Here is a 13,707-nt window from a genome sequence, read left to right as displayed (position 1 = left end):
TATAATAGATGGTAACAGAACAGTTGCCGTCTTTTTTTGTCGGCTGATAGAAAGTGAAAAGAATGTTAAAGAAAAATGATATTGTAGAAGTAGAGATTGTCGATCTGACACATGAAGGAGCAGGTGTTGCCAAGGTAGATGGCTTGGTCTTTTTTGTAGAGAATGCTCTACCAACTGAGAAAATCCTCATGCGTGTCCTTAAAGTCAACAAGAAAATTGGCTTTGGTAAAGTCGAGGAATACCTTACGCAATCACCACATCGCAACCTAGACTTAGATTTGGCATACTTACGTTCAGGTATTGCTGACTTGGGACATCTAGCTTATTCAGAGCAACTCAAGTTTAAAACCAAGCAAGTAAAAGACAGTCTCTATAAGATTGCTGGAATCAGGGATGTAGAGGTTGCTGATACTCTTGGTATGGAAAATCCTATCAAGTATCGTAATAAGGCTCAGGTTCCTGTTCGTCGCGTTAATGGTGTTCTGGAGACTGGTTTCTTCCGTAAGAATTCTCATGACCTTATGCCACTGGAGGATTTTTACATTCAGGATCTAGTCATTGATCAAGTTATTGTGGCTTTGCGAGATTTGCTCCGTCGATATGACTTAAAGCCTTATGATGAGAAGGAACAGTCAGGCTTGATTCGTAACCTTGTTGTGCGTCGTGGATATCATTCAGGACAAATCATGGTTATTTTGGTGACAACTCGTCCTAAAGTTTTCAGAGTTGAACAGGTGATTGAACAACTGATCAAGCAATTTCCAGAAATTGTGTCTGTCATGCAGAATATCAATGACCAAAACACCAATGCGATTTTCGGGAAAGAATGGCGTACACTTTATGGTCAAGACTACATTACCGACCAAATGTTGGGCAATGATTTCCAAATCTCTGGACCAGCCTTTTACCAGGTCAATACCGAAATGGCAGAGAAGCTTTATCAAACAGCCATTGACTTTGCGGAGTTAAGAGCAGAGGATGTGGTCATTGATGCCTACTCAGGAATTGGGACCATTGGACTATCTGTCGCTAAACATGTCAAGGAAGTTTATGGTGTAGAGGTCATCCCAGAAGCTGTAGAAAACAGCCAGAAAAATGCTAGCTTAAATGGCATCAGCAATGCTCACTATGTCTGTGACACGGCTGAAAATGCTATGAAGAATTGGCTTATGGAAGGCATCCAACCAACTGCAATCCTAGTCGACCCACCACGCAAGGGCTTGACCGAAAGCTTCATCAAAGCAAGTGCACAAACAGGAGCTGATCGCATCGCCTATATTTCTTGTAATGTAGCAACCATGGCTCGAGATATCAAACTCTATCAAGAGTTGGGCTATGAATTGAAGAAAGTACAGCCGGTGGATTTATTTCCACAGACGCACCACGTTGAGGCGGTATCACTGCTTGTACGAGCTACAGAGTAGCGAAGTAGAAGCAGATGATCAGCCCATGGGATAGCTGTCATAGAGTAAGGAGTTTACGACGAAACGCTGAATGTGTGAGTTTGTTAGTGAAACGTGTCTAATCCAGGTTCACCCAAACCTTTTGAGTTCCACAGATACAGCATGTGGAGTGTGTAGTGTTGCTACAACGACTAAAAGGGTGAAAATTCTTGATTTTAAGCACTTTTTCAAGCATTTTGTCTTTATTGAAAAGAGTGATTTTGACATAAAAAAGGTGCAAAAAAATACATTGATGTGAACGTCTGTTTGAATGTCGACTGCGTAGACAAAAAATAGATACGTCAGTAATAAATGAATCCAGCGAGAACATTTTGATAAGTGTTCTCGCTTTTTTTATCTTTTGTAAGTCACTTTTTATTATCAAAAAACTTGCATTTTATCATTTAAAATGATAAAATACGTACAAAATGATAAAAAGGAAAAACAATGAATGTTCAAAAGATAATTTCTATTTTTCAATCGTTTTATATTAATGTAAGTGTTGAAAAAATAGCTTTAACTTTACCAATTAGTTTTGAAAAAAGATTTCAATATGCTCAAATGAACTTTCATAAGGAGTCATTTTTATTGATTAAAGAAAAGAGAAGAGGAAGTTTAGACTCATTTGTTACTCAAGCTCGTAATATGGGTGAAAAAGCTAGCATGGACGTTATTTTGGTATTTTCAAAGCTATCAGACATTGAAAAAAAACAACTCCTTCAAGCTAGAGTTCCCTTTGTAGATTTCAAGGGAAATCTCTTTTTTCCTCCATTAGGATTAGTATTGAATGCTAATGATGATGTTGTAGCATCTAAAGAATTAACACCTAGTGAACAATTAACTTGGATTGCCTTTTTATTGACAAAAGGTCAAAAAGAAGTAGATGTTGATTTGCTTTCACAGGTAACTGGGCTTCCAAACTCAACGATTTATAGATGTTTGAGGACTTTTAAAACTTTAGATTGGTTAAATAAACCAAATAAACTTTACACCTATACAGCATCAAAGAAAGAATTATTCTTAAAATCAGAGTCCTATTTATTTAATCCAATCAAAAAACGGCTCTTATTGCCCAATGTAGATCTAGAGAATATAAAATCTGCTTCTAGGCTTCTATACGGTGGTACTTATGCTTTATCTTATTTGACTTTTTTAGCTGAATCGGATGAAAATAGTAGCTATGTCATATCAAATAGACAATTCAATAAATTATCCTTACAACTTTCTCAGCATGTTTTAGAAGGCAAGGTATTAGAGATATGGCGATATAGTCCTTTTGTCTCTGAATTTTGGAACAATTTTAAAGAAAATCAAGATAGACAGTTTGTAGATCCTATTTCTCTTTATTTGACCTTAAAAGATGATGATGATCCGCGTGTGGAGGAAGAGATTGAAGCACTAAAAAATAATATATTACAGTATCTAGGAGAAGATGATGCCAGCTAATACGAAAGCTATTTTTCAAGAAATGTTTGCGAATTTTCAAGACTATTATGTTTTGATTGGAGGGACTGCAACCTCTATTGTATTGGACTCGCAAGGATTTAAAAGTCGGACAACAAAAGATTATGATATGGTAATCATTGATGAATTAAAAAATAAGGAATTTTATGATACCTTGAATCACTTTTTAGAATTGGGAGAATATCAAGGAAGTCAGAAGGATGAAAAAGCACAGCTATTTCGATTTACAACCAATAAGCCTGAGTTTCCTTCTATGATTGAACTATTTAGTATTTTACCAGAATACCCATTAAAGAAGGAGGGGAGAGAAACACCCTTACATTTTGATGAAGATGCTAGTTTGTCGGCCTTATTATTGGATAAGGATTATTATAATATATTGGTGCATGAAAAAGAATCCATTCAGGGATACTCGGTGTTGAGTAATCGTGGTTTAATTATTTTCAAGGCTAAAGCTTGGTTGGATATGAGAGAACGCTCTGCTACAGGTACTCAAGGTTTAAGTAAAGCTATTAAAAAACATTTGAACGATATTACTCGATTAACAGCTTTATTAGTAGGGAGTGAAAAACTGTCAAATATAACTTCTAGTGACACGGTAAAAGCAGATATGCACCGTTTTGTGATAGAACTTGAGTCTGTGATATCAACTATTCCTCAAAATGATGATATTTTGTTGAATCGAAATGAAGTTTTTGAAATTTTGAAAGATTTTTTAGATAGTTAAAATAATTGTAGTAACATAGGTATATTGGAATGTGGCATACTTGTTTATGTCTGGGAGGACTGATGCGTCAGTTCTCCCGTTTTTTATATTCAAGTCTCTTGATTTTGTTCAGTGGCGATTGGAACACTGATGATCTCAGTTGTTGGTCTAGGTGGACAACTTGTTCATGCAGATGAGGTTGTGAGAACTGAAAATTCTGCTACCAATCTTACACAAGCAAAGCCAGCTGATAGTGCTGAACACATAAACTAAGCAAAATTAAGTGGTCAGGCAAGTGGCGAATTGCCCTTTACCGTTCTACACGAGGAATTAGATAAAGTATCCCAAGTAGCTAAGCATGAAGCTGTTCAAGTTACCACAGATATGGAAGTCAATCTGGCTACAAAAACAGCAGTGGAAACAAGCATCGCTCTTTCAAAAGAACAGACTGACTCTGATAAGCAGCTCTCGGAAGTTAAGAAAGCAACAGCTGATTATGCATTGGGAAATTATGGCTTATCTCCTTTAAAATCAATCAATTTTCATAAAGCTAGATGGAAAGAAATGGTAAAACCTTATTTTGAAAAAAACGATGTTTTTACTATGTTTGAAAATGAAAATATAAGTTTTTAAAAGAAATAAAAGTAATTCTGTGTGTAACTGCAACGAGTAAGTTGCAGTTTTTTATTTCAAATAATGATATAATAGATTAACAAAACAATGAAAACGCTATATATTTGAAAGTTGATTAGGAAAGTAGGAAGTATAGAAACAATCGATATGATTATTAAATCATCAACTGAATTCTATAACGATTTAAAAGCTGATGAACATGATAGATATCGTTCATGGGAGCATTGTTATTCACATTTTATGGCAGCTCGAAAAGAGAATGATGTGAATCTTGATTACCTGAGTTTACAACTTGCATTTTATTTAGCAAGTTGGGGGATGTATTGAGGTTCTTCATTTTTATTACAAAAGGATTATAGAGTACATATACCTGTAGTAAGAGAAATCTTAAGAAAAGAATATGATTCTCTAGCAGGAATAGAATGTAAAGATTTTAAAAATGAAACTAACCAAAAATTGTTAAAGGAAATTAATGAATTTATTGCTAATTATTATGATGAAATCAGGCGTGAAGTGAGAAGTTCAGCACTAAAAAATAACTTATCAGAAACACTAATCACAAAGATACTGATGGGCACACTTGGTTGTGTTCCGGCATATGATAGATATTTTGTTTCTGGGGTAAGGTCACAAAAGATTGCAAGTGGAACCTATAACATTAAATCTATTTTACAACTAGTAGATTTTTATGAGAAAAACATAGAACAATTAGATTCTGTTCAAAAAAACTTTATTGTTGCTGATATGCTGTATCCTCAAATGAAAATACTTGATATGGGATTTTGGCAGATTGGTTTTGACTTAGATAATAAATGACTATTTACGTTTAAATCTGGAGCTAACTAATGGATTTACTTATTATCTTAAGAAACAGAAAAATAATAGTGAAATAGAGTTTAATATGTATGCTTGAACTTGTGATAAACCTTTCTTAGAATTATGATGATTACCTTCAGATACAGTGTATTACATTATATAAAGAATTGACAGATTTAAATCTCTGAAGTATACTAAAGTAGTCCAGTGGAAACATTGGATAGGGCGACAATATACCCACCTATATATATTTTTGGCTTTAAAGCCTGAAAGGAGGTGTGTGCTATGAACTTAACTGTCTTAATTGACTGGAAGTTCGTTGTTGCCCTTGGCACAGCTGCGGTTGGAACCATTTTCGCTTTGAATATGGATTCTTCAGCAGCTGAGCGTGTTTCAATCCATGCGATTGAAGCTACTAAGGAGTTTGCAGTTGCTACTAAAAGCAACTGTTAACTCCTATATACTTGGAGAAGCACATAATCTCAGGATTTTATGCTTTTTTTATTTTATAAAAATATTTAAGGTTAGAAAAATAATGAAAAAAATTGACTGTTCATATATCTATAAAGAAGAAATTGATAAAAATATAAATATGCTAAAGCATTTCATAGAAGCGTGGGTGAAATCCCAGTCTATTCGGAATGAAGAACTTTTTCAATTAGCTGATGATGATTTCTATTTTTATCGTTTCGCAATAGAAAGACAGGAAAAAGCTGCTAAAATATTACTAACTAACATCCTTTGGCGAGTACTGAACGAGTATAATATACCTGTAGAATATTCACATGATGCTCCATTTATTTTTATAATTAAAAAAAATCATGAACGAATAGGATATAGGTTAGCAGATTTCCTTGAAGATGAAGATATCAATAGTATTCTTAAATCTAATCATGTCGATAAAGCGATTATCCTTAGAACTTCAAAAGGTAAGCAAACAAATAAATTAATTGAGCTAGAGAATAAACAATATAAAGATAGAAATGTAAATATAAGAGCATTATCTATTCATGAATTTTATTTAAAACAATTTGGTGAAGAAGAATATAAAGTGTTTATTGATTCTATTGATAATTACCTAAACGTTACAAAGGAAATCACAGGTTATAAATCTGTTAAATTTCTTTCTAAAATGAATCTGGCTTCAATAAAAATTTTTGAACAGAAAAAGCTTAGAGATTGGGATTATTTGAATTACAGGTATCAGATTATTAACGCAAGTGATAAGAAAGTCCAGAATTATTTATATCTCACTCAAAAAGATATTATTTTTGAAAATCTGGATGATATGCATAAATCATATATTTTCGATAAATTATATGAAACAATGGTAAGTTCGAACGAATATGCTGCAAGTTTTATAACATCGGAATGGCTTTATTATTCGTTTAAGGGTAAAGAAAACTTTGATTATACTTCTGTCGTTAGTGGATACTTAAAATCTATTGAACAGTTATTGTATAAGATTGTTATGCTCAATATTGACAACGATTGTAAAATAGCAATGAAACGAGATATGTTAAAAAAAGCTTTCAGACAGAATATCCCAGTTTTTAAGCTAATTGATAACAAATTTAATAAAATCCCCGAATACAAGCAAGGGAACAATTATAGGTTCACAAACTATCCATATATCGAATTTACGGAACATCATAAAGAATTCATGGATAGTTCTATTGGAACTTTTGAGTATTTTTTAAGATGTAATAAGCATATTTTTTTAAATCCGGATAACGCAAAAACAGTTACTGACATGATTAGTTGTTTTAGAATTGAATGTCGAAACGGTTTCTTTCATACTCATAATTTAAATGATTGGGATTTGGTTGAGAAAATACGTAGAAATGCGATCTACCTTTATTTCGTCTTATTGGGATCATGTATTATTCCAGAAAGGAGGAGACGTGAGTTAAATCTTATTTACCATGATCAATTTGATGAACTTTGTAAAAAAATCCGAGATTTCAAGAAATATAATATATATTTTGTATTTGAATATGAAGATGGAATAAAACATAAACTAGTATATGACATACATAATAACACTATTGAATTTAATGATGATGGTGTAGAACATTATGATGGTCTTTTATTCTATAAAGTAGACGAATTTGAAGATTCTCTTAAACAGATTGATAAAGGTGAGTTAGAAGATAAAAAGCATTATTTAACTAGAGATAATTTACCGAAAAAAATATTTGGAGTTCATAGAAAACATCGAAACTATGAATATGAAGAAATTATTTTTTGGTAAATAATAATCTCTTCATTGAATATATTTTGGCCATTTTAAAAGTTAAAAATGTTAAAATTATCACTGTAAGTGATAATTAAGTAAAAATAAGAATGGAATAAATTATGCAACTAAATAAAAAAGTCATGCTTGGTATCGTCATTGGTGATATCCTTTTAATCTTTTTATGGGCACTTATTGCTAATATCACAACACCAAAAGTAGAAGTCATTGAAAACGTAGAATATATTAGAGAATTACCAAAAGAATCTTACAAAATAGACCTCACTGATAATGTAATTGTCGGCAAACATTACGCTGCTGATGACTACTATTTTGTTGTTTACAACAAAGAAAAAAACAAAGGTGAAGATCATCTTGTCAAATATGATGTTTGGAAATCCAAAGAAATCGGCTCACAATTCTCAAAAGGAGACGAAAAATGAGAGAGATGAAACTATTGATTTATTCAACTTTCGCTTTCATGTTGTTCCTTATTTTGAGTGTCAATTTCATTGACATTTTGATACCTCTTCCAGATACAGAAACAAAAACTGTACAAAAGATAGACGAAACAATATATCACTTTTATCTAAAAGATGGCATCGTTACAGGGAAATTTTACAATGATGACGGATATTTCTTAGTTGTTTACAACGAAAAATCAAAAGATTTTGAAATTGAAAAAGTTGAAGAAAAATATTGGGAACATCAGCAAATTGATCAATATTAACTAATTTCCAAGCCTTCTAAAATATCACATCTAGGATACTCAATTCCTCTAAACTCTCTTTATAAAGATTTTGCTATTTCGTTATTCGAATGACAAAAAAGAAACTTGCAAAGAGATCTGAAACGTTGTGTAACAACAAATGAAAGATAAAAAAATAACATTTTGTTTAACAGGAAATTTCTTTTTTCATTAAAATAATTGTAGGTGAAAAAGAAGTGGGGTTAGTAAATTTCAAAAATAAAACCTTGATTTGACGCCATTTCTTTCCTGCTCTTCCCACAGGCGCAGGAGTGCCCCCTTTTTTAATGACAATAATACAAATAGGAAACTGCTAAAAGTGATCTACTTTTTTTAATATTTTCATTCTATAGTATAATTTAAAACAACAACTCAGTCACTTTCGTTCTTTAATATAGAAGTTTGCTATCACGACATGTTGAGGCAGTATCACTGCTTGTACGAGCTGAGGCATCAGCGAAGTAGAAGCAGATGTTCTGCCCATGGGATAGCTGTCGTAGAGTAAGGAGTTTACGACGAAACGATACGGTAACAGCGAACCGCCGAGTGTGTAAGTTTGTTAGTGAAATGTGGAGAATCGTTAAAAAATCAGAAAGACTAGAGATGTATATGTTGGAATTATATCAAAATCCTTCTTAAAAAGATCTAGTCGCATTTGGGTCCTTAAAAGACGGAAAAGAATTTGTATCCAAAATAACTGGCTATACTCTAGAAAATGAAGGTGATTTTGTTCAAGGTTATATAGTAGAAATAACGAATATCTATATGAAAGGTTTAGAGTAATTATGAGTCTCTTATTTGAAGAATTTAAAACCATTTGTTTCCATTTAAATCGAGTCGGAATTACACCGACACTGATGGGCTCTTTGGGATTTGAGTTTAGAACGAAAGAAAATTGGGAGCCGTCTGACATTGACATTCATGTGCCTGGTGACCTTAGAGGTTGGGAAGCACCTGATCATCTCAGAATTTATGACTGGGACAAGATAATGAAAGTGATGAAAGACTTAGGCTACGTCTTAATAGATATTCATGAGCATGAATTCAAAAAAGATCGAGTGAGTGTTGAATTTGGAAGTATCGATTCCTTACTTGATTTTGCAGGAGTTTCGGAATCGGATATAGAGCTTATTCACATTGAAGGCATCACTTTTCGTCTTCCAAGTCTAGAGCAGTATCTAAGTATTTACAAAGCTTCTTCTCAAGACTCCTATCGAAATGATCACAATAACAATAAGGATTTTAAAAAGATCGAGTGGCTGGAAAGACATTTGTAAATTATCATATGAAAAGTAGTAAGTTGTAAGACTGGCTGCTATGTTATTTTTATTATCATTTTTATTGGTCATTTAATTTATACCATATTGGCTAGTAATAGAATTAGTAAAGAAAAAGATTTTAAATTTTAGATTAGCTTATCCATTATTGAAAGTAACGATTTGTTAATTAGATGATTAATGTCAGAGAATTTTCAATTGTAATTCTAATTGGAGTTATGGATGTCGTTTCTTTTGGAAGTGGTGATAATCTTTCCGTTCCACAGTATCATTTTAAAATGATTTTTATTGCCTTTTGTTTATTAGTACAAAAGTAGAATATTACCACATGTTGAGTGTGTGGGATTACTGGTAAAACCTTAAAAACCTTGTTACGAAAGGGAATATGAAAAGCCTTGAATGTAAGGCTTTTTTATGTTTTTGTGATAGAATATAGGTAGTTATATAGCGAAACTAACTAAGAAGCAGTAAAAAATGTTATTTGTTAAATAATCAAGATATGGAGATAAAATGACAGAAATTGATAAAAGGAATTTAAAAAATTATCTTTATATTACATTTGGAATTACTTATATAACTTGGGGACTTCTTGCCATATTTACACGATCTGATATTTGGGGATTAGAAACGATTATAGGTAGAACATTACATATACTAGGTGCACTTGGACCAGCTATTGCAAGTGGCTTTTATTTGAAAAGGAATAATATAAAATTTAAACATTTTGTATTTAGTAAGAAAGAAAATACTAGTATTTATTTCATTATTCATTTGTTAGCAATTTTGATACTATTTTCTGTATCTTCCTTAGAATTAAACGGAGTATCAATTTACCTGATGCCACTATTCTTTATTCAATTAATCTTTTTTGGTGGTGGTCACGAAGAATTAGGATGGAGAGGCATACTACAACCCTTACTTGATAAAAAAAATACTTATTGGAAATCTAATTTGATTGTAGGATCAATTTGGGGGATTTGGCACCTGCCTTTATGGTTTATTGTTGGAGAAAGTCATCAAGGATTTCCTTTTATTTTATTTTTTATATATACGTTATTTTTAAGTTTTGTTTTAGGGCTTCTTTACCGCCAAACGAAATCTGTGGGGTATTGTATTTTATTTCATGCGTTCGCAAATTTGTTAAATCTCTATTTTGTGTTGAAGATTAATCTTATTTTTATTATTATTTTTATAGCTTATTTAATTTATACAATATTAGCGAGTAATAGAATTAGTAAGGAAAAAATATTTTAAATTTTTGATCAGTTTAACTATTATCGAAAGTAACGATTGATGTATTTAGATCACAGCTTCTTTAAACAGATTAAACAAGGATGTATCTAGTGAAAGTCATACAGTAAGGAGTTTATATATGAAATTCCATGAATTTGGTGATAAGAATTTGCCTCCTATCTTACTGATACAAGGCGGTGGTAGTTCTTGGTGGAATTATCTTCGTCAAGCACGGATATTATCAAAAGACTACCGTGTTATTCTACCCACTTTGAATGGCCACGGCGAAGAATATCAACTCGATTATGTTTCTACGGAAGATTCTGCTTTGGAGATCCTAGACTATGTCAAAGCAAATTGTGGTGGGAAATTGTTTGCGATTGGTGGTGTTTCGCTCGGAGGTCAAATTGCCATAGAGCTTTTGTCATTAGACAGCGAGATAGCTGAGAAGGCCATCATAGACGGAAGCCTCTGTATTCCTCAACCAAGGTTAGCTAAAATCAGCATCTTTCTGGTAGCTCTATTTGGTAAACTGATGTTCAGTAAATTCTCTTGCAAACTTCAATTAAGCATGATGACCAAACTCTATCCTAAACTGGCTTATCCAGAGGAAATAAAAGCTTATTATTTGGAGGATATGCCAAGGATACCTATCAAAACATTGGTGACCATCTACAAAACATATATGGGGAACTACAAGTTAAAGGACAAGATTTCTGCTAGCAAGGCGCGGGTTCTGTATATCTACGGTGAAAAAGAATTAAACTGTGTGAAAGCATCGGCGAAATTATTTCAGCAGCTACATCCTAACACGATCCTGTATGAAGCAAAGGGGTATAACCATGGCTATCTATCAGCTTACCTGCCTCAAGAATGGATTGATTTGGTGGTTCCATTTTTCAAAGAGTGATCCATTGGAAATCTGATATGCTGTAAGGAGGAATCTTATGCTCGGAGCAATAGTTGGAGATATTGTAGGTTCTGTTTATGAATGGGACAACATTAAAACCAAGAACTTTCCTTTATTTCGTGATGATTGTTTTTTTACTGATGATACAGTTATGACCTGTGCTGTTGCTGGTAAAAACGTTAAAACTTTCTAGCAAAAAAATTTATAAAAGCCTTGATTGTAAGGCTTTTTGTTATACCAAAAATTACAATCGAAAAGTAATCAATTTAAACGATAATATGGTTCATACAGATTATTAAATCTTGAACTTGTATAACTGTTATGGTATAATATAAACAGATAAAACAGAGATAACAGTTGGATGATTAGGAGGATATGGAGTGTGAATATACAAATTAATAATTCAAGTGATGATCCGATTTATTTGCAGATAAAAAATCAAATAAAGGCTCAGATTATTTCTGGAGAATTAAAGGTTGGCGAGCAATTGCCATCAATCAGATTTTTGGCAAAAGAACTTCGAGTGAGTATGATAACTGCTAAAAGAGCTTTTGATGAACTGGAACTTGATGGTTTCATTAATTCAGTCCAAGGTAAAGGTAATTTTGTTGCAGTTCAAAATAAAGAGCTTATTCGAGAAGAATATTTGAAACAAATTGAATCAAAGTTGCAAGATATTGTTGAGCTTTCAGCAATTGCAGGTGTATCCAACGATGAGTTGGTAGAGATGTTTAGTAGTTACATGGAGGGGAAATATGAGTGATTATGCTATTGAAATCAAAAATTTGGTTAAAAAGTTTAACAGCTTTACATTAGGACCGATAGATTTGTCTATTCCTAAAGGGACTATCGTAGGATACATTGGTCAAAATGGAGCTGGTAAAAGTACAACTATAAAATTATTGTTAGGATTACTTAAGAAAGATTCAGGAGAAATTAAAATTTTAGGTTATGATAATCCTCACAGTATTGAATTGAAAGATAAAATCGGAGTAGTGTTTGATGATTTACTAGTACCAGAAGAGATGACACTTGTTGATTTGGAAAAATTTTGTTCCAGGGTTTATTCAAAGTGGGATAGAGATTTTTTTTATCAACTAAAAAAGAAATTTAATTTATCTGAAAAACAGGCTATTAAAAGTTATTCTCGTGGAATGAGAATGAAATTATCGATGGCAGTAGCTTTATCTCATAATGCAGAAATTCTTATATTGGATGAAGCTACGAGTGGTTTGGATCCGATAGTAAGGGAAGAAATTTTAGATTTTCTTCTTGACTTTATGCAAGATGAAAATCATACAATTTTAATATCGTCACATATCCTATCAGATTTAGAGAAGGTGGCAGATTATATTGCTTTTATCAATGATGGTAAAGTTCTTTTTGTTGAACCAAAGGATGAAGTCAAAGAAAACTATGGTATCTGTACTTTATCTAATGAAGAAGTTGAAAACCTTGATGAGGAAGCCATAATTGGGAGAAGGATACACTCATTTGGACAAGAGTTACTTGTTAAAAGAAATCTTGTTCCAGATGGAATCAGATTACAAAAACCGTCTATCGAAGATATTATGATATATTTTGTGAAAGGAGATAAAAGGTAATGACTGCATTGATATTAAAAGATATAGCTACTTTAAAGAAAACACTACTATTATCGATCACTCTCTGTATTGCACTCGTTGTGTATGGGGTATATGAAAATGAAATTTTTATGATACCGCTTATTTGTACAATGATACCGTTAATTTTAACTGCTATCGCTTTTGGTTATGATACGAAATCAAAGTTTGAACAATTTGCCTTTTCAATGCCTATTAAAAAGAGTAGCTTTGTATTGAGTAAATTGTTTTTTGCATTTGTGTTTGGGCTATTCGGTTCAGTATGTTTATTTGTTCAATTGGTAATTAAAAGTGAGATGTCGATAGATAATATCATATTTATCTCACTAATTACATTAGTTGCAAGTGTTTTGATATCATCTATTCAACTACCGTTTATCCTTAAATATGGTGCTGAAAAAGGTAGGCTGATTATGGTTTTAACCTACTTTATAGTATTTTCTCTATCTAGTCTTTTAAAAGCAAAATCAGATTTACTGACTAATGTTGTGGAGTTCTTCTTAAACAATTCGAGGGTAATAATCTTTCTTGGAATAGTCTTTGTCAGTATTGTTATCATAGGAATGGCTATAAAAATATCTATTTTAATTATGGAGAAAAAAGAATATTAGAGAAGTTGA

The 13,707-nt window shown here is 32.3% G+C and carries 16 protein-coding genes and 3 pseudogenes; all 19 read left to right on the top strand.

The genetic code is table 11. The features are described 5' to 3' along the window. The first annotated feature begins 62 nt into the window (after positions 1-62). Entirely contained in the window at positions 63-1,424 is a 1,362-nt protein-coding gene (gene rlmD, locus AB2B50_RS03810; protein ID WP_320692503.1) for a 23S rRNA (uracil(1939)-C(5))-methyltransferase RlmD, read from the top strand. 465 nt (positions 1,425-1,889) lie between these two features. Continuing rightward, positions 1,890-2,888: a hypothetical protein gene (locus AB2B50_RS03805; RefSeq protein WP_320692502.1), complete on the top strand. Its 999-nt coding sequence runs from the start codon at positions 1,890-1,892 to the stop codon at positions 2,886-2,888. Then, positions 2,878-3,342: pseudogene (locus tag AB2B50_RS03800) on the top strand (hypothetical protein); the annotation flags it as partial. The gene AB2B50_RS03805 and the pseudogene AB2B50_RS03800, both read left to right, overlap by 11 nt. Before the next feature lie 30 nt (positions 3,343-3,372). Beyond that, positions 3,373-3,633, top strand: coding sequence for a hypothetical protein (locus AB2B50_RS03795; protein ID WP_049529624.1), 261 nt, complete (start codon positions 3,373-3,375; stop codon positions 3,631-3,633). A gap of 129 nt (positions 3,634-3,762) precedes the next feature. Next, positions 3,763-3,885 carry a hypothetical protein gene (locus tag AB2B50_RS03790; RefSeq protein ID WP_320693289.1) on the top strand — a complete coding sequence of 41 codons (123 nt, stop codon included), beginning with the start codon at positions 3,763-3,765 and terminating at the stop codon, positions 3,883-3,885. A gap of 222 nt (positions 3,886-4,107) precedes the next feature. Then, positions 4,108-4,245 (top strand): annotated as a pseudogene (locus AB2B50_RS03780) (ATP-grasp domain-containing protein); the annotation flags it as partial. Positions 4,246-4,392: 147 nt separating this feature from the next. Continuing rightward, positions 4,393-4,572: a hypothetical protein gene (locus AB2B50_RS03775; protein WP_320692500.1), complete on the top strand. Its 180-nt coding sequence runs from the start codon at positions 4,393-4,395 to the stop codon at positions 4,570-4,572. Between the two features lie 129 nt (positions 4,573-4,701). Continuing rightward, positions 4,702-5,061, top strand: coding sequence for a hypothetical protein (locus tag AB2B50_RS03770; RefSeq protein ID WP_320692499.1), 360 nt, complete (start codon positions 4,702-4,704; stop codon positions 5,059-5,061). 285 nt (positions 5,062-5,346) lie between these two features. Next, entirely contained in the window at positions 5,347-5,514 is a 168-nt protein-coding gene (locus AB2B50_RS03765) for a hypothetical protein (protein WP_006153932.1), read from the top strand. Between the two features lie 82 nt (positions 5,515-5,596). Next, positions 5,597-7,315: a kinase gene (locus AB2B50_RS03760; protein ID WP_320693288.1), complete on the top strand. Its 1,719-nt coding sequence runs from the start codon at positions 5,597-5,599 to the stop codon at positions 7,313-7,315. Between the two features lie 104 nt (positions 7,316-7,419). Further along, positions 7,420-7,740: a hypothetical protein gene (locus AB2B50_RS03755; RefSeq protein ID WP_320692497.1), complete on the top strand. Its 321-nt coding sequence runs from the start codon at positions 7,420-7,422 to the stop codon at positions 7,738-7,740. Beyond that, the gene (locus tag AB2B50_RS03750; protein WP_320692496.1) at positions 7,737-8,027 is read left to right on the top strand and encodes a hypothetical protein; all 291 of its coding nucleotides are present in this window, start codon (positions 7,737-7,739) and stop codon (positions 8,025-8,027) included. The genes AB2B50_RS03755 and AB2B50_RS03750 overlap by 4 nt, the downstream gene beginning before the upstream one ends. A gap of 803 nt (positions 8,028-8,830) precedes the next feature. Further along, the gene (locus tag AB2B50_RS03745) at positions 8,831-9,322 is read left to right on the top strand and encodes a nucleotidyltransferase (RefSeq protein ID WP_320692495.1); all 492 of its coding nucleotides are present in this window, start codon (positions 8,831-8,833) and stop codon (positions 9,320-9,322) included. Between the two features lie 510 nt (positions 9,323-9,832). Further along, the gene (locus tag AB2B50_RS03740) at positions 9,833-10,576 is read left to right on the top strand and encodes a CPBP family intramembrane glutamic endopeptidase (protein ID WP_320692494.1); all 744 of its coding nucleotides are present in this window, start codon (positions 9,833-9,835) and stop codon (positions 10,574-10,576) included. Between the two features lie 118 nt (positions 10,577-10,694). Then, entirely contained in the window at positions 10,695-11,465 is a 771-nt protein-coding gene (locus tag AB2B50_RS03735) for an alpha/beta fold hydrolase (RefSeq protein ID WP_320692493.1), read from the top strand. A 37-nt stretch (positions 11,466-11,502) separates the two neighbouring features. Beyond that, positions 11,503-11,634: pseudogene (locus AB2B50_RS03730) on the top strand (ADP-ribosylglycohydrolase family protein); the annotation flags it as partial. Positions 11,635-11,847: 213 nt separating this feature from the next. Then, a complete protein-coding gene (locus AB2B50_RS03725; protein ID WP_320692492.1) occupies positions 11,848-12,228 on the top strand; it encodes a GntR family transcriptional regulator in 381 nt (126 codons plus the stop codon). After that, positions 12,221-13,069, top strand: coding sequence for an ABC transporter ATP-binding protein (locus tag AB2B50_RS03720; protein ID WP_320692491.1), 849 nt, complete (start codon positions 12,221-12,223; stop codon positions 13,067-13,069). Before AB2B50_RS03725 ends, AB2B50_RS03720 begins: the two co-directional genes overlap by 8 nt. Further along, entirely contained in the window at positions 13,069-13,698 is a 630-nt protein-coding gene (locus AB2B50_RS03715; RefSeq protein ID WP_320692490.1) for an ABC-2 transporter permease, read from the top strand. Before AB2B50_RS03720 ends, AB2B50_RS03715 begins: the two co-directional genes overlap by 1 nt. The last annotated feature ends 9 nt before the right edge of the window (positions 13,699-13,707 follow it).

The sequence above is a fragment of the Streptococcus fermentans genome, from assembly GCF_040888305.1.
Taxonomy (GTDB): domain Bacteria; phylum Bacillota; class Bacilli; order Lactobacillales; family Streptococcaceae; genus Streptococcus; species Streptococcus fermentans.
This window is presented reverse-complemented; position numbering and strand designations above follow the sequence as displayed.

Bases quoted from the DNA above. Each gene is read 5' to 3' on its own strand.
- rlmD (WP_320692503.1), top strand. From the start codon at position 63: ATGTTAAAGAAAAATGATATTGTAGAAGTAGAGATTGTCGATCTGACA.
- AB2B50_RS03805 (WP_320692502.1), top strand. From the start codon at position 1,890: ATGAATGTTCAAAAGATAATTTCTATTTTTCAATCGTTTTATATTAAT.
- AB2B50_RS03795 (WP_049529624.1), top strand. From the start codon at position 3,373: ATGAGAGAACGCTCTGCTACAGGTACTCAAGGTTTAAGTAAAGCTATT.
- AB2B50_RS03790 (WP_320693289.1), top strand. From the start codon at position 3,763: ATGATCTCAGTTGTTGGTCTAGGTGGACAACTTGTTCATGCAGATGAG.
- AB2B50_RS03775 (WP_320692500.1), top strand. From the start codon at position 4,393: ATGATTATTAAATCATCAACTGAATTCTATAACGATTTAAAAGCTGAT.
- AB2B50_RS03765 (WP_006153932.1), top strand. From the start codon at position 5,347: ATGAACTTAACTGTCTTAATTGACTGGAAGTTCGTTGTTGCCCTTGGC.
- AB2B50_RS03760 (WP_320693288.1), top strand. From the start codon at position 5,597: ATGAAAAAAATTGACTGTTCATATATCTATAAAGAAGAAATTGATAAA.
- AB2B50_RS03755 (WP_320692497.1), top strand. From the start codon at position 7,420: ATGCAACTAAATAAAAAAGTCATGCTTGGTATCGTCATTGGTGATATC.
- AB2B50_RS03750 (WP_320692496.1), top strand. From the start codon at position 7,737: ATGAGAGAGATGAAACTATTGATTTATTCAACTTTCGCTTTCATGTTG.
- AB2B50_RS03745 (WP_320692495.1), top strand. From the start codon at position 8,831: ATGAGTCTCTTATTTGAAGAATTTAAAACCATTTGTTTCCATTTAAAT.
- AB2B50_RS03740 (WP_320692494.1), top strand. From the start codon at position 9,833: ATGACAGAAATTGATAAAAGGAATTTAAAAAATTATCTTTATATTACA.
- AB2B50_RS03735 (WP_320692493.1), top strand. From the start codon at position 10,695: ATGAAATTCCATGAATTTGGTGATAAGAATTTGCCTCCTATCTTACTG.
- AB2B50_RS03720 (WP_320692491.1), top strand. From the start codon at position 12,221: ATGAGTGATTATGCTATTGAAATCAAAAATTTGGTTAAAAAGTTTAAC.
- AB2B50_RS03715 (WP_320692490.1), top strand. From the start codon at position 13,069: ATGACTGCATTGATATTAAAAGATATAGCTACTTTAAAGAAAACACTA.